Source organism: Pseudomonas sp. H26/SER47-MNA-CIBAN-0231, assembly GCF_040310465.1.
Lineage (GTDB): Bacteria > Pseudomonadota > Gammaproteobacteria > Pseudomonadales > Pseudomonadaceae > Aquipseudomonas > Aquipseudomonas atacamensis.
Window position 1 is genome coordinate 40,272 of record NZ_JBEOPW010000009.1, and the last position, 22,811, is coordinate 63,082.

21 protein-coding genes are annotated in these 22,811 nt (G+C 60.6%); 11 read left to right on the forward strand and 10 right to left on the reverse strand.

Annotated features, from left to right (window positions below; translation table 11 throughout):
* Positions 1-43: 43 nt before the first annotated feature.
* From AAEZ10_RS15540 to AAEZ10_RS15580, 9 genes are all read right to left on the reverse strand, one after another.
* Positions 44-949, reverse strand: coding sequence for a LysR family transcriptional regulator (locus tag AAEZ10_RS15540; protein WP_073474641.1), 906 nt, complete (start codon positions 947-949; stop codon positions 44-46).
* Positions 950-1,036: 87 nt separating this feature from the next.
* Complete coding sequence (locus AAEZ10_RS15545) at positions 1,037-1,573, reverse strand: 2,4'-dihydroxyacetophenone dioxygenase family protein (RefSeq protein ID WP_024012829.1); 537 nt, start codon at positions 1,571-1,573, stop codon at positions 1,037-1,039.
* 130 nt (positions 1,574-1,703) lie between these two features.
* Complete coding sequence (locus tag AAEZ10_RS15550; RefSeq protein WP_350569932.1) at positions 1,704-2,828, reverse strand: glycerol dehydrogenase; 1,125 nt, start codon at positions 2,826-2,828, stop codon at positions 1,704-1,706.
* A gap of 24 nt (positions 2,829-2,852) precedes the next feature.
* Positions 2,853-3,623 (reverse strand): SDR family oxidoreductase, encoded by a 771-nt coding sequence (locus AAEZ10_RS15555; RefSeq protein ID WP_243242760.1) that lies wholly within the window; start codon positions 3,621-3,623, stop codon positions 2,853-2,855.
* A 33-nt stretch (positions 3,624-3,656) separates the two neighbouring features.
* The gene (locus AAEZ10_RS15560; RefSeq protein WP_130929951.1) at positions 3,657-4,361 is read right to left on the reverse strand and encodes an ABC transporter ATP-binding protein; all 705 of its coding nucleotides are present in this window, start codon (positions 4,359-4,361) and stop codon (positions 3,657-3,659) included.
* Positions 4,354-6,135: a branched-chain amino acid ABC transporter ATP-binding protein/permease gene (locus tag AAEZ10_RS15565; protein ID WP_350569935.1), complete on the reverse strand. Its 1,782-nt coding sequence runs from the start codon at positions 6,133-6,135 to the stop codon at positions 4,354-4,356. The genes AAEZ10_RS15560 and AAEZ10_RS15565 overlap by 8 nt, the downstream gene beginning before the upstream one ends.
* 11 nt (positions 6,136-6,146) lie before the next feature.
* A complete protein-coding gene (locus AAEZ10_RS15570) occupies positions 6,147-7,022 on the reverse strand; it encodes a branched-chain amino acid ABC transporter permease (protein ID WP_073474651.1) in 876 nt (291 codons plus the stop codon).
* 76 nt (positions 7,023-7,098) lie between these two features.
* A complete protein-coding gene (locus tag AAEZ10_RS15575; RefSeq protein WP_350569937.1) occupies positions 7,099-8,346 on the reverse strand; it encodes an ABC transporter substrate-binding protein in 1,248 nt (415 codons plus the stop codon).
* A gap of 201 nt (positions 8,347-8,547) precedes the next feature.
* Entirely contained in the window at positions 8,548-9,453 is a 906-nt protein-coding gene (locus tag AAEZ10_RS15580) for a LysR family transcriptional regulator (RefSeq protein ID WP_350569939.1), read from the reverse strand.
* A 118-nt stretch (positions 9,454-9,571) separates the two neighbouring features.
* On the opposite strand from AAEZ10_RS15580, the gene AAEZ10_RS15585 reads away from it, so the two are divergent.
* Both AAEZ10_RS15585 and AAEZ10_RS15590 read left to right on the forward strand, forming a co-directional pair.
* The gene (locus AAEZ10_RS15585) at positions 9,572-10,498 is read left to right on the forward strand and encodes an alpha/beta hydrolase (protein ID WP_350569941.1); all 927 of its coding nucleotides are present in this window, start codon (positions 9,572-9,574) and stop codon (positions 10,496-10,498) included.
* 94 nt (positions 10,499-10,592) lie between these two features.
* Positions 10,593-10,802, forward strand: coding sequence for a hypothetical protein (locus AAEZ10_RS15590; RefSeq protein WP_095179863.1), 210 nt, complete (start codon positions 10,593-10,595; stop codon positions 10,800-10,802).
* Position 10,803: 1 nt separating this feature from the next.
* Here the strand turns inward: AAEZ10_RS15590 and AAEZ10_RS15595 are convergent, their stop codons facing one another.
* A complete protein-coding gene (locus AAEZ10_RS15595) occupies positions 10,804-11,778 on the reverse strand; it encodes an SDR family NAD(P)-dependent oxidoreductase (protein WP_122603794.1) in 975 nt (324 codons plus the stop codon).
* Positions 11,779-12,460: 682 nt separating this feature from the next.
* On the opposite strand from AAEZ10_RS15595, the gene rfaH reads away from it, so the two are divergent.
* The 9 genes from rfaH to AAEZ10_RS15640 all read left to right on the forward strand — a co-directional run bounded on the left by rfaH (position 12,461) and on the right by AAEZ10_RS15640 (position 22,810).
* Positions 12,461-12,979, forward strand: a complete 519-nt coding sequence (gene rfaH / locus AAEZ10_RS15600) for a transcription/translation regulatory transformer protein RfaH (protein WP_110646548.1) — start codon at positions 12,461-12,463, stop codon at positions 12,977-12,979.
* Between the two features lie 51 nt (positions 12,980-13,030).
* Positions 13,031-14,191 carry an outer membrane beta-barrel protein gene (locus tag AAEZ10_RS15605; protein ID WP_350569944.1) on the forward strand — a complete coding sequence of 387 codons (1,161 nt, stop codon included), beginning with the start codon at positions 13,031-13,033 and terminating at the stop codon, positions 14,189-14,191.
* A gap of 12 nt (positions 14,192-14,203) precedes the next feature.
* Positions 14,204-14,737 (forward strand): polysaccharide biosynthesis/export family protein, encoded by a 534-nt coding sequence (locus AAEZ10_RS15610; protein WP_071172312.1) that lies wholly within the window; start codon positions 14,204-14,206, stop codon positions 14,735-14,737.
* A 2-nt stretch (positions 14,738-14,739) separates the two neighbouring features.
* On the forward strand, positions 14,740-17,049 hold the full coding sequence (locus tag AAEZ10_RS15615; protein WP_350569947.1) for a GumC family protein: 2,310 nt from the start codon (positions 14,740-14,742) through the stop codon (positions 17,047-17,049).
* Positions 17,050-17,115: 66 nt separating this feature from the next.
* Positions 17,116-18,507 carry an undecaprenyl-phosphate glucose phosphotransferase gene (locus AAEZ10_RS15620; protein ID WP_122692670.1) on the forward strand — a complete coding sequence of 464 codons (1,392 nt, stop codon included), beginning with the start codon at positions 17,116-17,118 and terminating at the stop codon, positions 18,505-18,507.
* A 46-nt stretch (positions 18,508-18,553) separates the two neighbouring features.
* Positions 18,554-19,912 carry a UDP-glucose dehydrogenase family protein gene (locus AAEZ10_RS15625; RefSeq protein WP_110646543.1) on the forward strand — a complete coding sequence of 453 codons (1,359 nt, stop codon included), beginning with the start codon at positions 18,554-18,556 and terminating at the stop codon, positions 19,910-19,912.
* The gene (locus AAEZ10_RS15630; RefSeq protein ID WP_110646542.1) at positions 19,909-20,616 is read left to right on the forward strand and encodes a WecB/TagA/CpsF family glycosyltransferase; all 708 of its coding nucleotides are present in this window, start codon (positions 19,909-19,911) and stop codon (positions 20,614-20,616) included. The genes AAEZ10_RS15625 and AAEZ10_RS15630 overlap by 4 nt, the downstream gene beginning before the upstream one ends.
* Before the next feature lie 11 nt (positions 20,617-20,627).
* Positions 20,628-21,707 (forward strand): glycosyltransferase, encoded by a 1,080-nt coding sequence (locus AAEZ10_RS15635; protein WP_350569950.1) that lies wholly within the window; start codon positions 20,628-20,630, stop codon positions 21,705-21,707.
* Entirely contained in the window at positions 21,704-22,810 is a 1,107-nt protein-coding gene (locus AAEZ10_RS15640) for a glycosyltransferase (RefSeq protein WP_350569952.1), read from the forward strand. Before AAEZ10_RS15635 ends, AAEZ10_RS15640 begins: the two co-directional genes overlap by 4 nt.
* The last annotated feature ends 1 nt before the right edge of the window (position 22,811 follow it).

Genomic DNA, 22,811 nt, shown 5'->3' on the forward strand with positions numbered 1-22,811 from the left:
TTGAGCATCGCGTTGATCAATACGCTGGCCCCAGAGCTGAACGTCAAGAAACCTTCCACGGATGCTCACGCCACTTGTTCTGAAAAAACTCGATGAACACTCGTATCCGTGGACTCAAATGCTTGCGATCCGAATAAAGCAGATAGATCGGCTCGACCACACCCGTTTTGAAATCCTCAAGCAACGGCACCAGTGTTCCCGCTTTTACATCAAGCCCGATATGAAAGTCCGCAAGCTTCACCACGCCAGCGCCTGACAGCGCCATGTCGCGCAACAGATCGCCTTGAGTAAAAGACGCGCTGGCGGTCACCGGTACCGAGACGCCGTCTCCATCCTGCAAAAACGACCATTTGTTCCACGGGCTGACGAAGCTGAAATTGAAGCAACGATGATTCAGCAAATCTGCGGGTGTGGTTGGTGTGCCGTGTACGGCCAGGTACTGGGGCGAGGCACAGATCAGCCATTCACATTCGCCGATGCGTCTGGCAATGCGTGATGAGCTGGGCAATACGCCGCTGTGGATGGCGATATCGAGCCCTTGCTCGAAGTGATCGACGAATTGCGCGCCGAGTTGGATCTCAACGTCCAGTGAGGGATACAAATCCAGAAATTCCGGTAGCCACGGCACGATCTGGTGTTTGGCGAAAGAGGTCATGGTGTGGATGCGCAGGGTGCCACTGACCCTGGAGGGCAACGCCTCGGCCAGCGAGTCCGCCTCGTTCATGGCTTCGACGACGGCTTTGGCGCTGCGCAGGTAAGCGGCGCCCTCCTCGGTCAGCGTCAGCACGCGTGAGCCGCGCTGGAACAGCCGGACCTGCAAGCGATCTTCCAGGCGAGTGATCAGTTTGCTGACCGCTGATGGCGTCAGGTGATGGGCGCGCGCGGCAGCAGAAAAACTTCCACATTCGGTAGACCAAATAAAAGCGAGTAGCTGCGAATAATTGTCCATGGCCGGTCCTGGCGAAAAGCTTGAAGGCATGTTGTCTCAACGCTCATGAAAAAGCGCGCCGAAGCGCGCTTTTTCCTGGGGTCCGGGTCAGCGAATGAACTGTTCGATGTAGTCGTCCGGCAAACCCAGCGTCTTGTAATGCGCTCGGGCGGCTTCAAGCTTGGTGAACACATCTTCGTAACCCACGGCAACGCCCTGCGGATCGACGTAAGTGTAGCCACCCTGCACGTGGAACCAGGTGATCATTTCACTCACATCCTCGGGGACGAACAGGGTATGCGTTTCACCGGGCGGCTCATAGGCAAAAGACCCCTCCTCCGCGACCCAGTCATGCTCCAGGTAGTACCAGCGACCCTTGAGCACGATCGCATGCACGCCGCCGGTATGGCGGTGACGCGACAGCACGCCGGCCTGACGCACCCGCAACAGGTTGATGTAGTAGCCGCCGCTGGTGTTGAGCAGCAACGGCTTGAAGGAGACAGATTTCGTTACCGGCACCCACAGCGCATCGTCTTCGAGCCACTGCGTCATGACGCCCGGATGCACCATGTCGGGCGTCATGAATGGAACTTGCGGCAACTGGTACGCAATGGCGAGCTCATCAGGTTTAACAGGAGTATTCATTGTCAGGCCTCTAGGTTTTCTTGACGAACTCACAGCACTTGATTGCGCCAGGATTTCGCTTGAGGGAAAGGTTATGGCGTCGCTGTACGGGAGAAAACAGCTACTTGGTCATACCTGTTGTGACACAGGATCACAGCGTCGCGGGCGGCTTCGCGCAGCCTCTGATCAACCGCGCACCCAGGCTGTCAGCCGCCGCCAATCCTTCTACCAGGCGCTGGTAGGTCAAGGGCGGTTGCATGTTTCTGGCGTATGCCGCCGATAAGGTCGCGTCCACGAGGACAGTGATCTGCGCCGTCGTCAATGGCGTGCGCTGACCCAGTTCAGCCAACGTCACGGGCAGCTTCACCGCGTGCAGCAGACGCGCGACCTGTTCAATCTCTTCGGCCGGTCGCGCCTCCACCGCCATCTGCACCAGTGTGCCGAACGCCACCAGTTCGCCGTGCAGCATCGACGCCATCGCCGGTATCGCGGTCAGCCCCCGAACGAGGGCATGGGACAGTGACAAACCACCGCTCTCGAAACCGACACCGCTGATCAGCACGGTGCCTTCGATGACCCGCTCGACATCATCGGTGAGTTCATGTCGACACACCGCCTGATAAGCCGGCACGCCGTACTGCATCAGCGTGTCGAAAACCAGGTTGGTGAGCATCAACGCGGTGTGCAGCGGCGGTGTACCGAAAGAGTTGTGGCCGCCGGCGGCGTAGCACTGTCGGGCTTCGAATTTCTTGCTGATGGCATCGCCGATCCCGGCCGCGAAGAACCGTGCCGGCGCCTGAACGATGACCTCTGTATCGACAATCACAGCAGCGGGATTCATCTTCAGGAACTCCACGCCCACCACTTTGTGCTCTTCGTCGTAAAGCACGATCAGCCGACTCGTTGGCGCGTCACTTGAAGCGATCGTGGGGCAGACAATGATCGGTACGTCGAGATTGGCCGCCAGCCCCTTCGCCGTATCGATGGTCTTGCCACCGCCCAGCGCAATGATGGTGTCGGGGGCGTGCAGCAATGCCTGCTCGGATAACTGCGCAATCGCAGCGCGCGTGCACTCGCCGGGAAACTCGATGTGCAATGGCTCCAATCCCTGGTCCTGCAACGCGGCGCCAACCTGCGGCCATAGATGCCGGGCGACAAACTCATCGCAAAGCACCAGCGGCCGTGATCGACCCATGTCGCTCAGCACTCTGCCCAATTGTTGCAATGCATTCGGACCCTGCTCGTAGCGCCCGGGAAATCCCATCGTTTTAACCATGACAAACGTCCTCGCAAGAAGTCATCAGCGCATCAACCAGCCGCCCGCGACATCAATCACCTGGCCGGTAATGAAGTCGCTTTCGCTTGACGTGAGAAAACACGCCGCCCTCGCCACCTCAAGCGGTGTGCCCAGCCTGCGCAGCGGTGTCTCGTCGACCACGGTTTGATTGGCCTGGGCCGATACGGTCTTGAGCAATGGCGTTTCGATTCGTCCCGGTGCCAGCGCATTGGCGGTGACTCCGAACGGCCCGAGTTCGCCGGCCAGGTGGCGGGTAAAGCCGATGATGGCGGCTTTGGTCGCACTGTAGTGCGCTGCGACAATCGGCAAGAACGCGCTGCCCGCCACCGAAGACATATTGACGATGCGCCCGAACCGGCGCTCGACCATGCCGGGCGCGAGCACTCGCACCAGGTTGAAGGAGCCATTGAGGTTGATATCGACAACCCGCTGCCACTCATCCGGTGCCATGGTCCAGATCGGCGCGGGTGCGCCGTGGTGTTTGGGCGAAATGCCGGCGTTGTTGATCAGGGTATCAATGGGGCCGAGCTCACCTTGCACGCGCTCGCAGGCAGCAGCGCAGTCTTGAAAACTCGCGACATCAGCCTGCGCCCACGCGACCGCAAAACCCGCATCACGCAACGCCCCGGCCTGCTGTTGCACCTTGTCGACATCAGCGTCGAGCAGCGCCACGGCTGCACCTTCTTCGCAATACAACCGCGCGATCGCCGCACCGATGCCGCCACCGGCGCCGGTGACCATTACGGTGCGCCCGGCGTGTCTGGAATGAGTCATGACCTTCTCTCGCTTGCAGATGAATGGACTGGGTCAGAGCCCCAGATAAGCACGCTTGACGTGCGGGTTTTCCAGCAGTTCCTGGCCGGTGCCGCTGAGCACCACTTCGCCGTTCTCCAGCACGTAACCTCGATGAGCAATGCGCAGCGTATGAACGATGTTCTGCTCGACGATCAACACGGTGGTGCCCAACTGGAGAATCCTGTTGATGATCTCGAAGACCTGCGACACCAGCAGCGGCGACAGGCCCAGCGACGGCTCATCAAACATCAACAATTTCGGCTCGGCCATCAGGCCCCGGGCGATGGCAACCATTTGTTGTTCGCCGCCCGACAGTGTCCCGGCGTTCTGATCAAGACGTTCGCGCACCCTCGGAAACAGATCGAGAATATTGTCCAGACGCTGCCTGTAGCCCGCTCGTGCACTGCGTTTGTAGGCGCCCATCAAGAGGTTGTCGCGCACGCTGATGAAGGGAAACAACTGGCGCCCCTCCGGTATCAGCGTCAGGCCCGCGTCGACAATCTGATCGGGGCGATGGCCATCGATGCGCTGGCCTTCGAATTCGATCGTGCCTTGGGACGGTGTGACGATGCCGCACAAGCTGCGCAGGGTCGTGGTTTTGCCGGCGCCGTTGGCGCCGACGATAGTCACCACCTCACCGGCATTGACCTCGAACGACACGCCACGAAGGATCTCCGTACCGCCATAGCCGCTGTGGACGTTGTCGAGTTTAAGCATGGCTGTACTCCTTACCGAGGTAGGCTTCGATAACCTGAGGATCGTTGATCACATCGTGAGGCGCGCCCTGCATCAGCAGCGTGCCGGAACTGATCACGACGATGCGGTCAGAAAGGCTCATGGTGGCTTGCATCAGGTGCTCGATCATCAACACGCTGACGCCCGAATCACGCACCCGGCGAATGACTGCGATGGCCCTGGCAACATCCGTCGGGTTGAGGCCGGCCATGACTTCGTCGAGCAACAGGATGCGCGGGCGGGTCGCCAGAGCGCGGGCCATTTCCAGGCGCTTCATGCCGCCGACCGTCAAGTTGCGCGCCCGGGTGTCGAGCAGCGCGGTGAGTTCGGTCAGCTCGGCGACTTGCTCGGCGATCGCCCTCGCCTCCTTCGCGTCGGCGGTGTGCATGAATGCACCGAGCATGATGTTCTCGCAGACACTCAAATCAGCGAATGGCTGCACGATCTGAAAGGTCCGGCCAATGCCTGCCCTGGCGAACTCGGCCGGGCTGCTCGGGGTGACCCAGTCGCCATTGAGCAGGCGCACTTTCACTTGGCCTTTGGACGGCAGGAGAAATCCGGAGAGCTGGTTGAACACCGTGGTTTTGCCGGCGCCGTTCGGGCCGATCACACCCACGATTTCGCCTTCGGCCAAGCTCAGCGAAACATCGTTGGTAGCGTGCAGTCCGCCAAAGAACTTGTGCAGGTTTTCTGCGACCAGAACCGGCTCACCGTGCGTGGCCGAGTGGGGTTGCGCCAAGGTCGGCCCGATCGGTGCTTTTGTATTTGCCATCGAACGACGGCCGCCGGGCAATGAGTCGATCCAGGCAAATATCCGGGCCCCAAAACGCCCCACCACGCCTTGCGGAATAGTCAGCACCACCACGACCAGCACGATGCCATAGACCAGACCGTGCACCCCGCTGCCCAGATCGCCAAGCCAGCCGCGTGCCAGTTCAGCCAGCGGCAGCACCAGCAAAGTGCCGATCAGCGGTCCCGATACCGTGCCCAGTCCACCAATCAACGCGAACATGGCGATCTGAATCGACATCTCCAGAGAAAACATCGAGCCGGGTTCGATGAAGGTCAGGTACATCGCGTGAAAGCTGCCGACCAGGCTGGTGATAAATGCGGACAACACCACGGCGATCAGCTTGACCTTGACCGAGTTCACGCCCACCGCATGGGCGGCGTCTTCACGCTCACGCACGGCGATCAGGTAATAACCCAGTCGGGAATTCTTGATCTTCCACGACACTGCCAATGTGATGAGCAGAAAGGCGAAGGCAATCAGCAGGTATGGCCAGCGCGGGCGGAACAACATCCACTCGAAACCGAGCTTCAGCGGTACGCCCAGCCCTGCCGCACCACCGGTCACGTCATGCTGATTGATCGCCACCAGACGCACGACCTCCAGCACCGCAATGGTCGCCAAGGCAAAAAACGGCCCGCGCAATCTGAAGCACGGCCAACTGATCAGCACCGCGACAATCGAGGACAGAATTGCGCCAGCGAACATGCCGATCCATGGACTGATGCCCAGTTTCATCATCAACAGCGTCGTCGTGTAAGCGCCCACTCCATAGAACACGGCATGCCCCAACGACAGCTGGCCGGCAAACCCGCCGACGATGTTCCAGGCACTGGCCAGTGCCGCATAACTGCATATGAGGATGAACAGGTGATAAATGAACGGCGAGCCAACGCTCAATGGAATGATCAGTAACAGCGCCAGGGCCAGTGCACTGACATAGACACGCGGGTGCAAAATATTCATGACCATTTTCCTCACTCAGACCCGCGACCGGCGCCGAAAAGACCTGTCGGACGAAACACCAGGATGCCCAGGAAAATCGTGAAATAGACGACCTCCTTGAGGTCCGGCGCGATGTAGTAACCGGCGAGACTGTCGACGATGCCGATCAGCATTGAACCGATCAGTGCGCCGGACAGACTGCCCAGACCGCCCAGCACCACAATCACAAACGCCGTCAGCACGAAGAAAGTGCCAACGGTTGGAAAGACCGGATATTGCGGAGCGATCAGTCCCGAGGCGACGCCCAGGCAGGCGCAACCCAGGCCGAAGGCAAACACATAGATGTTCTTGACGTTGACGCCCATCAGTTGCGCCGCGTTGCGATGCTGTGCAGTAGCGCGCACGGCCCGGCCGAGAAAGGTGTTCTGCAAAAACCAGTGCAGCCCCGCGACCAGTGCGAGCGACGCGACAAACGTGATCAACTGACCGCTGCTGACGCGAAAGGCGCCGAAGCTGACGGTCGTGGTACCGACGCTGATGTTCTTCACCGTCATGACGTCGGCACCGAAGATCAGCAACGCGCCGTTCATCAGGGCAATCGAGACGCCGACGGTGGCGAAAATCTGGATATGTCCCTCGGCGCCAAGCAACGGCTGAATGATGAAACGCTGCATTGCCGCACCAGCGGCAAACAACAGGATCGTTGCAGGAATGATCGCTATATACGGGTGGATGCCGAAGTGCGAATTCAGCAAGTACACGGCATACAGGCCGATCATCAGAAACTCGCCATGGGCGAAGTTGACCACACGCACGATGCCGAAAATCAAAGTCAGGCCGATGCTGATGATGGCCAACGTGCCACCGAGCAATAAGCCGTTCAACAGGAGCTGGATGAAAATTTCCACGGTTGGCGCCCTCTTTGCGAGCGAACGAACCCGTGAAGCTCAATGATCAAGCTTCAGCAGATTGCGGGTTCAGGTATCAGGGTTGGTCGGAAAAACGCGCTTGGGCAACGGCGGCTGCCTGGGGGTAAACGGTTTTCAGCAGTCCGTTCTGCCACTGCATGATTGCCGTATTGGCGCGCTGGTTCTGGCCGTTCTTGCCAAACCTGGCACCGATGCCGGCAGCCGTACCGCCGAGAGGAATATCGATGGTTGCCACCGAGGCACGGATCGCATCGGCGTCCAGCGAAGTACTGTTTTCCATGGCATCGAGGAATATCTTCGCCCCGACATAGTTGATCAGGCTGTGGCCCGAGCGCGGTTCGCTGCCGTAGCGATCCTTGTATGCCTTGGCGAACGCACCGATACCGGGAGCGCCGTTTTCATTGGTCTGGAACTGTGGGAAATCGACATCGAGCACGCCTTCCATATTGGCTGCGCCGACGACCTTGACCGTGTCCTGCATGGAATAGCCGCCGCCGGCACCGATAACGGCTTTGGGTCTGAAACCGGCTTCGCGGATCTGGCGGAAAAACAGCGTCGTGTCGTTCTGATAACTGGTCTGCAATACCACATCCGCCTGAGCGCCTTTCAAACGCAGGATCAGCGATGAGAGATCGACGGCTTTGGCCGAATACGGTAGTACCTCGACCACATTCAGACCTTGCTCCTGAGCGATTTTTTTCTGAAACCCGGCGATGGTCGTACCGTACAGCGCATCCTCGTGGATGATCGCGACTTTCAATTGTTTCGGATCGACCTTGAGCGACGGGCTGACAATGTCCGTGATGGCGGTGATGGTGCCCTCGGCAAAATTCCTGGCGGTCGGGTTGCTGCGCATCACGTAGCTCAGATCACGCTCAGTGATGTGGTCGGACACCGCACCCAACTCGAAAAACGGCACCCCCGCCATCTCCGTCACCTGCGTGGCCGCAAATGACAGCGCCGAGGAATAGCTGCCAAATACAGCAGTGACGTTCTCAACAGAGGTGAGCCGGCGCGCGGCACCGACCGCTTGTCCCGCATCGACTGCGTCGGCCTTGAGCAATTTGATCGGCTCGCCCTTCAAACCGCCCGAGGCATTTCGTTCGGCGACGGCCAGTTCGAGGCCACGGAAGCTCTCGTCGCCCAGCAACGCCAGGGATCCACTCAGGGGATAAAGCGCACCTATCCTGATGTCCGCGAGCGCGGCGACCGGGGTGGACAGGCAAAGCAGGATGCCGGCAGCTTTCAGCCAGCTTTTCGCGGTAGCCGCCACGGCCACGACTTCCTCTTGAGCGAGTCTCATTGGATTCATCTCCCGCAGATATTGTTTTTATTGTTCCTTCAAGTGATCCGTGCCGAGCACAGACATCGTCGGATTACAGTGGCAATGAAACGGCAGTTTCTGCGCCACTGTTTGCAAGAGTACGGCTCGCCGAGATTGGCTGGATATAGCTGAAAAAGCACACCTGCTGTGAATTTGCGGCACAGCTTCTATCGCCGCTGATCAGTCCCAAGGCGCCGGCGACCATGCTTCCACCAGCCTGTCGATGAACAGCCGAATCTTCGGCGACAGGTGTCGCTTGCTCGGGTAAATCACCCGGATCGGCTCGGCAGCCTCGGCGTACTCTGCGAGCAACTGCACGAGCTTGCCACTGCGCAGGTCATCGTTGACCACATAGGATGGCAACGTCGCGATACCGAGGCCTGCCGCAGTCGCCTGATGCAAGGCTTCGGCGCTGTCCATTTGCAGCCGTCCGGCATGAATGACCGGCACAGGCTGACCATTGACGCGAAAATTCCACGACAGCAATCGGCCACCGCTGACGAAGTGCAGGCACGCATGCCCGGCGAGATCTTCGGGTGTCTGCGGTGCCGGATGTTCATTCAGATAATCGGGCGAGGCACAGGTGATCATTTGCTGGTAAGCCACCGTGCGCGTGAGTAGCCCGGAGTCTTCCTTGGGCGGACCGATGCGAATCGCCAGATCGAAACCCTCGTCGATCAGGTCGACCAGCCGATCGGAAAACGTCGCATCGATGGCGAGCGACGGCCAGTCTCTCAGGCAGCGCTCGATGTGCTGCACAACGTGCAGCCGGCCCAGTGCTACCGGCAGGCTCATGCGCAAGCGGCCGCTGGGCGTCGAACGGCGGAACGCCAAAGCCTCTTCGACCTCGTCCAGATCCTGCAGGATGCCCACACATCGCTCATACAGCACCCGACCATCGTCGGTCAGGCTCAGGCTGCGGGTGGTGCGGTTGAGCAGGCGGACCTGCAGACGTGATTCGAGCCGCACGATCGATTTACCGACGGCCGAGCGGGTCAGCCCGAGTTGCCTGGCCGCCGCCGTAAAACTTCCGGTATCCACCGAGGCGACGAAGGCGGCGATGTCGTTCAGGTTATGCAGTTCCATGTGGCCTCCGGGTTTGGCATTCAAGCGGCTTGGCACCGGTTATGGGGAACCCTATTCCCCAATCATGAGCATAACATCTCGATTAGTTAAGCCATCACTAACGCCTCATCGAGGTCATATGAACACTGAAGTAAAAGCAGCCGTGCAAACCTGGGCCAACAGCCTCAGCGATCTGGTACCTGTGCTCAAGGGCACCGATACCACCACAAGGATGAGCGACATCCGCGATGCCTACGCAAAAATGCTCGGGCAGAATCAGCCGCCGGCTGGCGTGAGGTTTGAAACAGTCAACATGGGCGGCGTGCCCGCTACGCTGGTGACTCCGGATGAGCTCCAGACCGATGCGGTGCTGATGTACATCCACGGCGGTGCCTACATCGTCGGTCGACCTGACGGCTACCACGGCATCGGCGGCAACTACGCAAAAATGCTCGGCGCGCGGGTGTATATGCCGGATTACCGCCTCGCACCCGAGCATCAGTTCCCCGCCCCCATCGATGACACTTTGCGCGCCTATGAGTGGTTGCTTGAGCAGAACATCGCCGCCAGCAAGATTGCCTTCGCAGGCGAGTCGGCGGGTGGCGCGATGGTGGTCAGCGTGATGGTCGCGGCAAAATCCAAAGGCTTGCCCTTGCCCGCAGTGGGTTCGTCAATCTCGCCTTGGGCCAACCTCGAACACACCGGCGCTTCCATGAGCAATCGTGAAGGCCTTGATCCGCTGAACTCCAAGCCAGTGCTGGACATCCTCGCGCGAGCCTTTCTCGGCGACACCCTGGCCAACCATCCGCTGGCCTCGCCGGTGTTCGCCGACGTCACCGGACTGCCACCGATTCTGGTGCAGATCGGCGAAAACGAACTGATGCTCAGTGACGCCATGCGTCTGGCCAATCACCTGGCGGACAACCGCGTCCGGGTCAATCTTGAAGTGTGGCCCGGCATGTTTCACGCCTGGCATTTCTACGCGGGCATGCTGGCCGAGGGGCAGCAGGCGCTGGAGAGTTCGGTGCGGTTTATCGAGGCGGGATTGATTGAGGCTAATCGCTGATCAGACAGCATTCGCTGCTGATCGGCGACACTTCTGGGTGTATAGCTCGGCGTCTTGGCGGTATGGTGGTTTGCCGCCCGCCGAGGAACCGTGAATGCCGAAAAAACCATCAGCCCCTGAGAACACCGCCAGTGCAGCCGACATCGAACGCGCCATTCTGGCCTTGAACAAAATGGCCGAACGCCTGTGGGGCGACGGGCGTGAGGCCGAGGCCAAGGCGCTGCTCGATGCACTGGATGCGCTGAACCGCGCCCTTGACCGGATCCGCATCGGGGAAAGTCGCAGGGCCGTCACCCTGCACTGAATCAGACCTGATAAAACTCGCGATACCACTGCACGAACGCTTGCACGCCCTGCTCGATCGGCACCTGCGGGCTGAAGTCGATGCAGCGTGCCAGCGCCGATACGTCGGCCCAGGTCTTCAGCACGTCGCCCTCCTGCATCGGCAAATAACGGCGCTGAGCCTTGATGCCCAGTGCCTGCTCCAGGCATTCGACGAAGCTCATCAGCGCTACCGGACTGCCGCGACCGATATTGAACAGGCGATTGGTGCCGCGCTCGGCGCTGAGTGCGGGCGGTTTGTCGAGCAGTCGGAAAATCGCTTCGACAATGTCATCGATAAAGGTGAAGTCGCGCGCCATTTCGCCTTGGTTGTAGAGGTCGATGGCGCGCTCGTTGAGCATCGCTTCGGTGAATTTGAACAGTGCCATGTCCGGTCGCCCCCACGGGCCGTACACGGTAAAGAAGCGCAGGCCGGTGGCCTGCAAGCCGTAGAGATGGCAGTAACTGTGCGCGATCAGTTCGTTGGCGCGTTTGCTCGCGGCGTACAACGAAACCGGTTGATCGACCGGATCGTCTTCTGCAAACGGCATCTTGGTATTGGCGCCATACACCGAACTGCTCGATGCATAGATCAAGTGCTCTGGAGGGTGACGACGGCACGCTTCCAGAACGTTGAGAAACCCGACCAGATTCGACTGCGCATAGGCATCAGGATTGTCCAGCGAGTAGCGCACTCCGGCCTGCGCAGCGAGGTGAATGACCTGTTTGTAGTGGCCGTGTTCGAACAATGCGGTCAGAGCGCTCTGATCGACAATGTCCAGCCGCTGGAACGTGAAATTGGCCAGCGTCTGCAATCTCTGCAAACGCGCCTGTTTGAGTTTGACGTCGTAATAAGGATTGAGATTGTCGACCGCCACAACCTCTAGCCCTTCGCGACATAAACGCATGACCGTGTGATAACCGATAAAACCTGCGGCACCCGTTACCAGAACACTCATGATTGCCTCGGCTCACCGGTTTGACTTCAAGAAATATGCAGCCCGAACATTTACCTGCGAACGACCGTAACTATTCATAGACGACCTTAGTTACTCGGGCCAGCAGCATCCGACGCGAGGCATCTAAAATCAAAACTTCTTACGAACCGAAACATGTAAGATTGAAACTAATTTGCTATCACGCGCGCCATCTAACCCGCGTGACTTCAACAACTTCGAAAAGTTTAAAAAACCCGACGAATAAAATCCGCCTTGACCAAACAATGACTTACGTGAGATGGCCATCATCAGCGGATGAAAGGTAATGTTTTTGACTGTTAGCAATTGACAGCTTGCAAAGACTGGCCGATAACTAATCACTGCCCGATGAGCTCGCGCCGACGCGCACTTTTCTGCTCTCCGGCTATTTATGTAATTGGATCCTGAAGGTCGCAACTGCGAACCGTGCGGTAGCTTTGCTCAAACAAAAGCGCGGACTCGTTATAGCCAAGACGGCCATGGATATAACAACAACCCAATCAAGTTGATTCATTTTTGAAACACTTCCTCTGCCAATAAACATTGATGCATCTGGCTCGGCACTTTGCCTTGATCAGCCTACTACCTACTAGCAAGCTTGGCGGCTAGTCCCACGTTATCGGCCGCCCTGCTTACACGATCGCTATGTATGGAGTACTCCAGCATGCTAACGGTTTGCCGCAACGGCTCTAACTGGTATTTATTGCAGTGCAAGCCCCGCCAGGATGAACGGGCACAACTCAATCTGCAGCAACAGAACTATTCGACCTTTCGGCCGCAGCTGATGAGCGAGCGAAGTATTCGTGGCAAACGCCAACGAACACTGGAATCGCTGTTCCCCGGCTACGTATTCATTGAACTGAGCCGCGACGATAACTGGGCACCGATTCGCTCGACCCGCGGTGTCAGCCGCATCGTCGAATTCAACCATGTGCCCGCCCGGGTCGACGAAGACGTGATTGCGCAACTGCGCGAACGCAGCCAGGAGTCGCTCGGTTTTCCTGCCGAACCGACACTCAAGCCCGGCGAACCTCTGCAAATCGTCCAGGGCCCACTGTCCCCGCTCGAAGGCGTGTTCCTGTCCATGCAGGGCGACGAGCGCGTGATGATGCTGCTCAATTTTCTCAACCGCCAACAGCACGTCAGCGTCCCGCTGAGTTACCTCGAACGCCAGCGACAATAGTCCGGATCCGCTTCGCCCTGACCCCGACCCCCTTAATCAGGAGCGTGATCCATGGCTCTGAAGCCTCGCTGTTCCCTGGTTTTAGTCGTCGCCTGCTGTGCCCCCGAAGCTGCCTGGTGCGTTGAGCCGCAAGCGATCAATGTCTACGGCTTCGATTTCACCCCGACCTTTGCCTTGTCGGAAAGCTACGACGACAACTTTCGCGAAGTCGAACACGATGTCGAATCGACCATGGTCACCCGTCTGGCGCCGGCCTTCGAGCTCAAGGCCGAGGACCGCAACAGCGCCACGCTGGTGATCTGGGAACCGACCCGCTACATCTATCACAGCGCCTCAGACGCTTCGAACACCGCCCAGCGCCTGCGCGCCGACAGCATCATGGAGTTCACTGATCGGCATCGTCTGAAACTCGAAGCCGAGGCGCGTAAATACGAGCGCACCACCTCGACCGCCGTCGACGGCATCAACGACAAGATCGAGAGTCAGCGCGTCGGCGGCGTCTACACCTTCGGCGCGCGCAGTGCGCTGAACCAGATCGACCTCGGCGCCAGCTACGCACAGCTGCGCTACGACAACTCCGATGGCATCAACGATGACAAGGAGCGCAACACCAGCAATCTGACCAGCACCTGGTATCACCGCCTCGGCAGCAAAAGCCGTGGCTTGCTCGAATACGACCACACCCGCTTCGACTACCTGCAATCGAACAGCCCGCGCAGCAGCCGCTCCGACGCAGTGCTGGCCGGTGCCGAGTGGGACATGACGGCGAAAACCACCGGCAAATTGCGCGTCGGTTACGAGCGCAAGAATTTCGACCAGAGTGGTTCCGACGACCTGAGCAACCCGACCTGGCAAGTGGATCTGGCGTGGAAACCGCGCACCTACTCGACTTTCACCTTTCTCGCCCGCCAGGCCATGGCCGAAGGCGACGATGGCTCCGACGCGGTGAAAGCCACCTTCACCCAGATCGGTTGGCGTCACGGCTGGACCGAACGCATCACCAGCGTTGCCGAAGTCGGCATGGGCCATTACGTCTACGAAGGCCAGGACCGTAGCGACGATTTGCAGGACTACAAACTCGGCGTGAATTACGCAATGCGCCGCTGGCTGGACGTCGAAGTCGCCTACCGCCACCGCGATAACGACTCCGATGCCGACAACGAAAGCTTCACCCGCAATGTTTTCCAGATCACGTTCGACGTCAGTCTGTAGGAGGGTTGGGCCATGCATACGCGCCTGATTTTATTGTTGTTGCTGCTCTGGACAGTGCCCACGGTCGAGGCGGCGGACACCGACACCAATTACCGCCTGGCCGCTGGCGATGTCTTGCGCATCATCGTGTTCGGCGAGCCGGAACTGAGCTTCAAGAAGATCCGCCTCAACGATGCCGGCACCTTCTCCTACCCGTTTCTCGGCGAAATCGTCGCCAAGGGCCTGACGCCCAATCAGGTCGAACAGAAGATCGTCGATGGCCTGAGGCAAGGCTATCTGGTCGATCCGAAAGTCAGCCTCAGCCAGATCGAATACCGCCCGTTCTACATCAACGGCGAGGTGCAGAAGCCCGGCAGTTATCCCTTCCAGCCCGGGCTCACTCTGGAAAAAGCCATCGCCCTGGGTGGCGGCCTGACCGAACGCGCCTCAATGAAACGCGTGACGATTTTGCGCGGCAGTGGCGGCCCACCGGTCACCGAGAACATCTCGCGCACCACCGTCATCGCCCCCGGCGACACCATTTCCATTGCACAAGGCTTTTTCTGATCATGGACAACAGCCCAAGCACCTACCTCGAACGTCCGCTCCAGGGCCACTTGCCAACGCAAGCCGCCGACGAGTCGGACACCCTTGATCTGCTGCACCTGTGGCGGGTGATCTGGTCGGCGAAGTGGAACATCGCCTGGCTGGTGCTGCTCAGCTGCGCGCTGGCCGTAGCGGCACTGTCGTTCATCACGCCGCAGTACGTCGGCAGTGCGACACTGCTGATCAAGGACAAGACGCCGCCGGTGTTGAGTTTTCAGCAAGCCGCCGAATCCGGCGGTGCCACCACCACTGATTACTTGCAGACCCAGCAAGCCCTGCTGCAATCGCGGGAGTTGGCCGAGCGCGCCGTGCGCAAACTTGGCCTGACTACCAACCCGATCACCGATCCACGCCAGCAGGCGCAGAGTTGGTTCACCCCGCGCCAATGGCTGGCGGACCTCAATCGTGACCAGTGGCTGCCATGGCTGGACCTGTTGCCGCCGCCGAAGCCGCCGGCGACCGAAGAACAGGTGTTCAACGACGTCACGCAAAACCTGATGCTGCACACCAGCGTCAAATTCGTCGGCAAGAGCCAGTTGCTGGAAATCGACGTCGAATTGCCCGACCCCGCGCTCGCTGCGGCGGTGGCCAACGTCCTCGCCCAGGGTTTTATCGACAGCCAGCAGGACACCAGCCTGAAGTCTTCGCAAAACAACACCAGCTGGATGAACACCCGCCTGGTCGAGTTGCGCGACAACCTGCGCGTCGCCGAAAACAAGTTGCAGGCCTATCGCGAAGAACAGGGTCTGGTCGATGTCGACGGTGTCGCCACCATTAGTGCCAACGAGCTGCAGATGACCGGCAACCGCATGATCGATGCGCGCCGCGACCGTGCTGAAGCGGAGAGTCAGTTCCGTCAGGCGCAAGCCTTGAGCAACGGCGATATCAGCCGTTTGTCCAGCGTGCCGGCAGTGCTGAGCAATCCGCTGATTCAGCAGTTCCAGGCTGATCTGGCCAAGGCCCAGGCCAAAGTCGAAGAGTTGTCGGGCCGCTACGGGCCGAAGCACCCGGCGCTGATCTCCGCCCGTTCCGAACAGCGTACGGCGGCCAACAGCCTGCGCCTGCAAGTGCAGCAAGTGGTTGCCGGTATCGAGCGCCAGTATCAGCTGGCAGTGGCCAGCGAAGACGCGCTGCGCAAATCCTTCAACAGCAACAAGGCGCAGATTCAGGACATTTCGCGCAAGGAATTCCAGTTGCGCGAGTTCCAGCGTGAAGTCGACAGCACCCGAGCGCTGTACGAAACCTTCGTCACCCGCCTCAAGGAAACCGCTGCCACCTCGGACATGGATTCGGCCAAGGCGCGCATCGTCGACCCGGCGATCGCACCGCTGGAAGCGAGCAAACCGCGCAAGAACCTGATTCTCGCAATTGTTGCGCTGGTGGCTGCGGTCGTCGGCGTCGCCCTCGCCTTCCTCTTCGATACCCTGAGCAACACCTTCAAGACCGACGACACCGTCGAGAGCCTGCTCAATGTGCCGCTGCTCAGCGTCGTGCCGCTGGTGATGAAAATAAGCCGGCGGCAGCTGGCGCGGCTGTTCGAGGACAACGACCACCCGCGTTTCTGCGAAACCATCCGCAACCTGCGCACCTGGCTGATGCTGCAAAACAACGAACGGCCGGCGCAGGTGGTGCTGGTCACGTCTTCGGTGTCCGGCGAAGGCAAAAGCACCATTGCCAACAATCTCGCTTCGTCGCTGGCGCCGCTGGAACGGGTGCTGCTGATCGATGCCGATATGCGGCAGCCGACGCTGTCGCTGAACTTCGATTTCCCGCCCCAAAGCCCCGGCCTCTCCAACCTCATGGCCGGCACCGCGCGGCTGGAAGACTGCATCCGCAGCGTCGGCAATCTCGACATGCTCCCGGCCGGCTGCCTGACGCCATCGGCGCTGGATCCGTTCGAGGCACCGCGTTTGAAAGCCTCGAGCAGTTCGAGCAATGCCGTGGCGCCGGCGCAGGATTTGCTCAGCTCACCGCGCCTCGGCCGGCTGTTGCAGATTCTCAAGTCGCGCTACCGGCACATCATCATCGATTCGCCGCCGGCAGAAATTGTCAGTGACGCGCTGTTGCTGGCCCAGCATTCCGATGCGGTGATCTACGTGGTCAAGGCGCAGAGCACGCCGGTCGGCCAGGTGCGCAAAAGCATCGCCGTGTTGCAGCAGAGCCAGGCGCCGGTATTCGGCGTGGTGCTCAATCAGGTCGATCTGCGCAAGGCGCGCAAGTACGGCCATGGCCATTCCCGTTCCTTCTACGACTACGACTTCGCCCCGCGCTGATCCTTCGGGCCGTGCCGCCCGGCAACAGCAAATCCTTCCCTGTTCGACGAATCGGAGATCGCGCCGATGACCTCGCAATATTCCGCGCAAATGGCACACCGTCGCGGCCTCACCTTCTGGGTGCAATGGCTGTGCGCAATGACCCTGGTCAACCTGTTGCTGATCGTGCTGGTGCACTGGCGCATCGGCGAGTTGCCCAGTGAATATCGGCTGCTGATCATTCTCACGGTGCTTGGCTCGATGCCGGTCTACGGCCTGGTGCAGGTCTACCACAAGCGCCATGGTCTGCTGGTCGGGCTCGGGCGTTTGCTCGCCGGCTGGCTGATTCTGCTCGGGCTGCTGATGAGCATCGCCTTCGTCACCCAGACCAGCGCGTTATTCTCCCGGCAAGTGGTGATTGTCTGGGCCGTGGTGGGTTTTCTCGCCCAGGCGGCGACGTTTCTGCCGCTGCACCTGTTCGTGCGCATGTACACCAAGATGATCTGCAACGAGCGCCGCGCGGTGATCATCGGCACCTGCCCGACCGCCCATGAACTGGCGCGCAAACTGCTCGACCCGGATCGCGCACTGCTGCTGGGTTTTGTCGCGGCGAAAGCCGACAGCGGCCCGGCGCCGAGCATCCTGCCGCTGCTCGGCGAGGTCGAGGACATTCGCGAAATCATCACGCGGTTGCAGGCGCGGCGCGTGTACATCGTGCTGCCGATGGCTGAGGCAGCGACCATCGAAGCGCTGTACATCAACCTGCTCGACATGAACGTCGACGTGGTGTGGATTCCGGATCTGGGCAGCATGGTCCTGCTCAATCATTCGATCTCCGAGATCGAGCGCATGCCGGCGATCTATCTCAACGAAAGCCTGCTCACCTCGCACCCCGGCAGCCTGTTCTGCAAGGACCTGTTTGAACGCAGCGTCGCTGCGGTGGCGCTGATTCTGCTCAGCCCGCTGCTGCTCGGCGTGGCCATCGCGGTCAAGCTGAGCTCGCCGGGGCCGGTGCTGTTCAAGCAGAACCGCCATGGCTGCGACGGCGAAGTGATCCGCGTGTGGAAATTCCGCTCAATGCGCGTGCACGACGATCAGCAAGTGCGTCAGGCCACCCGCGACGACGACCGCGTCACGCCGCTGGGGCGCTTTCTGCGACGCAGCTCGATCGATGAGCTGCCGCAACTGTTCAACGTACTGTTCGGTCACATGGCGCTGGTCGGCCCGCGCCCGCACGCAGTCACCCACAACATCTATTACACCGGCAAGGTGCGCGCCTACATGGCGCGGCATCGGCTCAAGCCTGGCATCACCGGGCTGGCACAGATCACCGGGCATCGCGGCGAAACCGAGACCGTGGAAAAGATGCAGCGCCGGGTCGCCCAGGACCTCAATTACATCAATCAATGGTCGCTGTGGCTGGACATCAAGATCCTGCTGAAGACGCCCTTCACCCTGTTCTCGAAAAACATCTACTGACAGCGGCCTGCGCTCTGGCCCACCCCGCCACGCATGAGGTTTTCCCATGAATGTGAGTGTATTCGGTATCGGTTATGTCGGACTGGTCCAGGGCGCCGCGCTGGCCGAGGTTGGCCACAACGTGCTGTGTGTGGATGTCGATGCGGCCAAGGTGCAGGCCTTGAACGACGGCACTCTGCCCATCTACGAACCCGGGCTGAAAAGCCTGGTGCGGGACAATCATCACAGCGGCCGTCTGCAATTCGGCAGTGATCTGGCCGCTGCGGTAAAGCACGGCGATGTGTTGCTGATCGCGGTCGGCACGCCGCCGGACGAGGACGGCTCGGCGGATCTCAAACATGTGCTCAGCGTCGCCCGCACCATCGGCGAGCACCTGCGCGGCGAGCAGATCATCGTCGACAAATCCACGGTGCCGGTGGGCACGGCGGATCGGGTGCGCGAATGCATCAGCGCCATCCTCGGCGAAAGCGGCCGTGGTGCACTGACCTTCGATGTGGTTTCCAATCCGGAATTTCTCAAGGAAGGCTGCGCGGTCGACGACTGCATGCGCCCCGACCGGATCATCATCGGCACCGACAGCCCGCGCGCTGAAGCAGTGATGCGCGAGCTGTACGAACCGTTCAATCGCAGCCGCGAAAAAATCATCGTCATGGATGTGCGCAGCGCCGAGCTGACCAAGTACGCGGCCAACTGCATGCTCGCGACCAAGATCAGCTTCATGAACGAAATGGCCGGGCTCGCGGAAAAGCTCGGCGCCGACATCGAAATGGTTCGCCACGGCATCGGCTCGGATCCACGCATCGGCTATCAGTTCATCTACCCCGGCATCGGTTATGGCGGCTCCTGTTTCCCCAAGGATGTGCGGGCGCTGATCCACGCCGCCCACGGCGTCGACATCGATGCGCGCCTGCTCCGCGCGGTGGAATCACGCAACAACGAGCAGAAAAGCACGCTGTTTCACAAGATCGCCGAGCACTTCAACGGCGCGCTGGAAGGCAAAACCTTCGCGCTGTGGGGCCTGAGCTTCAAGCCCAACACTGACGACATGCGCGAAGCCCCCAGCCGCGTGCTGATGGAGGCGTTGTGGCGAGCCGGCGCCAGCGTGCAGGCGTTCGACCCGAAAGCCATGGAACAGGCGCAGCAGCTTTACGGCGCGCGCGATGACCTCTCGTTGGCGGGGACCAAAGAGGCGGCGCTGAAAAATGCCGACGCGCTGGTGATCGTCACCGAATGGCAATCGTTTCGCGCACCAGACTTCGAACTGCTCGCCCGCCAGTTGAAAACTCCGCTGATCTTCGATGGCCGCAATCTGTTCGATCCGCAACGCCTCAGCGCACGCGGCTTCACCTACATCAGCGTCGGACGGCCAACCTGCGCCGCTGAAGCACAGGATCTCGCGTCATGATCCACCTGGAATTGCTCGACCGTTATTCGCCGGCGCTGCTGGACTCCAACCGGGCCTTCTCCTTTCTCAACTTCGCCTCGATCGGCAGTTTCATCCGCCAGCCGCCGCCGTCGCTGGCGTATTTCTGCGACGGCATGCTGATGTCCGGGTTCATGTCGCGCATCACCGGGCGCGCGGTGCAGCGGGTCAGTTTCGATTTCACCTCGATTGCCGACCCGGTGCTGAGTGAATCCGAGCAGCGCGGCAAGCGCGTGTATGTGGTCGGTGCGAAGCAGGCAGAGCTTGACCGCTTCGTGGAAAAACTCGGCACGCAGTACCCGCGCCTGCAATTGGTCGGCGCACACAACGGTTACTTCGACGCCGAACAAGGTGCGGCAATTCAAGCTGACATCCGCCGACAGCGCACCAACCTGCTGCTGGTCGGTCTCGGTGCAGGTCTGCAGGAGCGCTTTATCCTCGAAGCACTGCGCGGTGGTTTCAGCGGCGTGGCGTTCACCTGCGGCGGTTTCATTCGTCAGGAGGCCAATGCCAGCGAGCGTTACTACCCCGACGCGATCAATCGCCTGCACCTGCGCGCCTTTTACCGCATGTATCGCGAGCCGCACACGATCAAGCGTTACCTGCTCGACTACCCGAGCAATGCGCTGCGCCTGACCGAACTGATTCTGCGCCAGCAAGTGGCAATCAATGTCACTGCCCCATGAGGATTGTGCCGATGCATATTCTGTTCACGCTCAAGGATTATCAGACTGGCGGCGGCGTCGAGTGCGTGCAGCAACGCCTCGCCGAGCAGTTTCTGGCGGACGGACGGCGGGTGAGTTTTTTCGTCATGAACGGCGACTCGCCCAACGTTGACGGCGCGCCGAGCATGGCCGGTGGCGGCGGCGGCCTTGCTGGCTGGCTGAAATCGATCGTACTGCTGCGCCGGCTGATTCGCCGCGAAGGCGTGACGCACCTTATTGGCGCCAAGGAACAGGCCAATCTCTGCACCTGGTTCGCCACCCTGGGCAGTCCCTGCAAAGTCATCTACACCCGCCATGCCGCGCTGGATTGTGCCGAGCAGAACACCGGGCGCGCCAGCCTGCGGCTGTTGTACGCGCTGTACCTGTGCGGCAGCGGCAAGGTGGTCGCGGTGTCCCACGGTCTGCGCCAGTCGCTTGCCGGGTTGATGCCGTGGGGGCGACCGCGTATTCGTTATTGCCCGAACGCAGTGATCAGCGAACAACTGATGCGTGCGGCACAAGCGCCGTTGCCCGGTGGTGTGCCCCATCATTACTGGCTGGGCATCGGCCGATTGGTGCACACCAAGGGCTTCGATCTGCTGCTCGACGCCTACGCGCTGGCGGCGCAACAACGCCCGCTGCCGTATCTGGTGATTGCCGGCGACGGCCCGTTGCGCACAGCGCTTGAAGCGCAGGCACAACGGCTGGGCATCGAACGCCTGGTGCATTTCACCGGGCATCTGCGCAATCCCTATCCGCTGATCCGCCATTCGCAACTGTTGGTGCTCAGCTCTTTGCACGAAGGCTTGCCGACGGTGCTGGTCGAGGCGCTGGCGCTGGGCACTCCGGTGATCTCCACCGATTGTGGCAGCGGGCCGCGCGAGTTGCTCGAAGATGGACGCCTCGGGCGTTTGGTCGGTGTCAATGATGTGCCGGCCCTGACCGAGGCAATGCTCGACAGTCTGGCCAACCGCGAACCGGCAGCTCCAGCCCGACATTCAGTCAGCGAAGCGATCCTGCCCTATACCAGCCAGTACGCCGCCCAGGCCTATTACCAGGTATGGAACCGATGAAAAAGCTGCTGATCATCCTCCAGGACCTCGGCGCCGGTGGCGCGGAGAAAATGATGGTGCGCCTCGCCGGCGCCTTGGTTGAGGCCGGCAATGAAGTCACGCTGCTGATGCTCACCGGTGCCGGCATCAATCAACCGGCGCTCGACCCACGGGTCAGGCAAGTGTTGCTCGACAGCCCGCGCAGCGCCGCTGCCGTGCCCGCGCTGATGCGCTTTTTGCGCAGCAATCGCTACGACGCGCAACTGGCGGTGCTCACTCATGTCAACGTCGTGGCGATTGCCGCCGCCGCGTTGTCCGGTACCTTGGCGCGGCTGCATGTCAGCGAGCGCAATGCCTTTTCGCGGGACAAGCACGTCAACCCGGCCCTGTCGGTCAAGCTCGCCTACTGGCTGGCGCCGTGGCTGTACCGGCTGATTCCCAACCCGGTGATCTGCGTGTCGCAAGGCGTCGCCGAAGACCTGGTCGACACCACCATCGCCCGCCCGCGCGATGTGACGACCGCTGACAACCCGGTGCTCGACAACGATTTTCGCGACAAACCCGCCGCCGCGCCCAGCCATCCCTGGCTGAAGGACAAAACCACCCCGGTAATCGTCGCTGTAGGACGCCTGGCGCAACAAAAAGGCTTCGACACCCTGATCGACGCCTTCGCCCGCCTGCCGCAAGGCGATGCGCGGCTGATCATCTTCGGCGAAGGCGCTTTGCGCGGCGAACTGCTGGCCCAGGCGACAGCGCTCGGCGTTGCAGAGCGTTGCGATCTGCCGGGGTATGCCAGCGACCCCATCGCCGAAATCGCTCGGGCCGATTGCTTTGTTTTGTCGTCACGTTTCGAAGGCAGCCCCAACGCCCTGGTCGAAGCCCTGTCGACCGGCACGCCGGTCGTGGCGACCCGCTGCCCGTACGGCCCGCAGGAAATTCTCGCCGATGGCGCCGTCGCGCCCTTGGTCGAGGTCGACGACCCCGCCGCGCTCGCCGTCGCGATCAGCCAACAATTGGCCACGCCGCGAGCCGTGCATCGCCAGCGCCGCATTGATGCTGCCGCGCGCTTTGTCAATGCTCGCGCGGTGCAGACCTACCTCAAGGCGTTACTCGGGAGGCGCTGAG

Coding starts and splice junctions, on each gene's coding strand:
- AAEZ10_RS15555 (WP_243242760.1), bottom strand. CDS start 3,623: ATGACTCATTCCAGACACGCCGGGCGCACCGTAATGGTCACCGGCGCC.
- AAEZ10_RS15580 (WP_350569939.1), bottom strand. CDS start 9,453: ATGGAACTGCATAACCTGAACGACATCGCCGCCTTCGTCGCCTCGGTG.
- AAEZ10_RS15545 (WP_024012829.1), bottom strand. CDS start 1,573: ATGAATACTCCTGTTAAACCTGATGAGCTCGCCATTGCGTACCAGTTG.
- AAEZ10_RS15575 (WP_350569937.1), bottom strand. CDS start 8,346: ATGAGACTCGCTCAAGAGGAAGTCGTGGCCGTGGCGGCTACCGCGAAA.
- AAEZ10_RS15565 (WP_350569935.1), bottom strand. CDS start 6,135: ATGAATATTTTGCACCCGCGTGTCTATGTCAGTGCACTGGCCCTGGCG.
- AAEZ10_RS15640 (WP_350569952.1), top strand. CDS start 21,704: ATGAAAAAGCTGCTGATCATCCTCCAGGACCTCGGCGCCGGTGGCGCG.
- AAEZ10_RS15625 (WP_110646543.1), top strand. CDS start 18,554: ATGAATGTGAGTGTATTCGGTATCGGTTATGTCGGACTGGTCCAGGGC.
- AAEZ10_RS15605 (WP_350569944.1), top strand. CDS start 13,031: ATGGCTCTGAAGCCTCGCTGTTCCCTGGTTTTAGTCGTCGCCTGCTGT.
- rfaH (WP_110646548.1), top strand. CDS start 12,461: ATGCTAACGGTTTGCCGCAACGGCTCTAACTGGTATTTATTGCAGTGC.
- AAEZ10_RS15635 (WP_350569950.1), top strand. CDS start 20,628: ATGCATATTCTGTTCACGCTCAAGGATTATCAGACTGGCGGCGGCGTC.
- AAEZ10_RS15590 (WP_095179863.1), top strand. CDS start 10,593: ATGCCGAAAAAACCATCAGCCCCTGAGAACACCGCCAGTGCAGCCGAC.
- AAEZ10_RS15560 (WP_130929951.1), bottom strand. CDS start 4,361: ATGCTTAAACTCGACAACGTCCACAGCGGCTATGGCGGTACGGAGATC.
- AAEZ10_RS15630 (WP_110646542.1), top strand. CDS start 19,909: ATGATCCACCTGGAATTGCTCGACCGTTATTCGCCGGCGCTGCTGGAC.
- AAEZ10_RS15585 (WP_350569941.1), top strand. CDS start 9,572: ATGAACACTGAAGTAAAAGCAGCCGTGCAAACCTGGGCCAACAGCCTC.
- AAEZ10_RS15540 (WP_073474641.1), bottom strand. CDS start 949: ATGGACAATTATTCGCAGCTACTCGCTTTTATTTGGTCTACCGAATGT.
- AAEZ10_RS15615 (WP_350569947.1), top strand. CDS start 14,740: ATGGACAACAGCCCAAGCACCTACCTCGAACGTCCGCTCCAGGGCCAC.
- AAEZ10_RS15550 (WP_350569932.1), bottom strand. CDS start 2,828: ATGGTTAAAACGATGGGATTTCCCGGGCGCTACGAGCAGGGTCCGAAT.
- AAEZ10_RS15610 (WP_071172312.1), top strand. CDS start 14,204: ATGCATACGCGCCTGATTTTATTGTTGTTGCTGCTCTGGACAGTGCCC.
- AAEZ10_RS15595 (WP_122603794.1), bottom strand. CDS start 11,778: ATGAGTGTTCTGGTAACGGGTGCCGCAGGTTTTATCGGTTATCACACG.
- AAEZ10_RS15620 (WP_122692670.1), top strand. CDS start 17,116: ATGACCTCGCAATATTCCGCGCAAATGGCACACCGTCGCGGCCTCACC.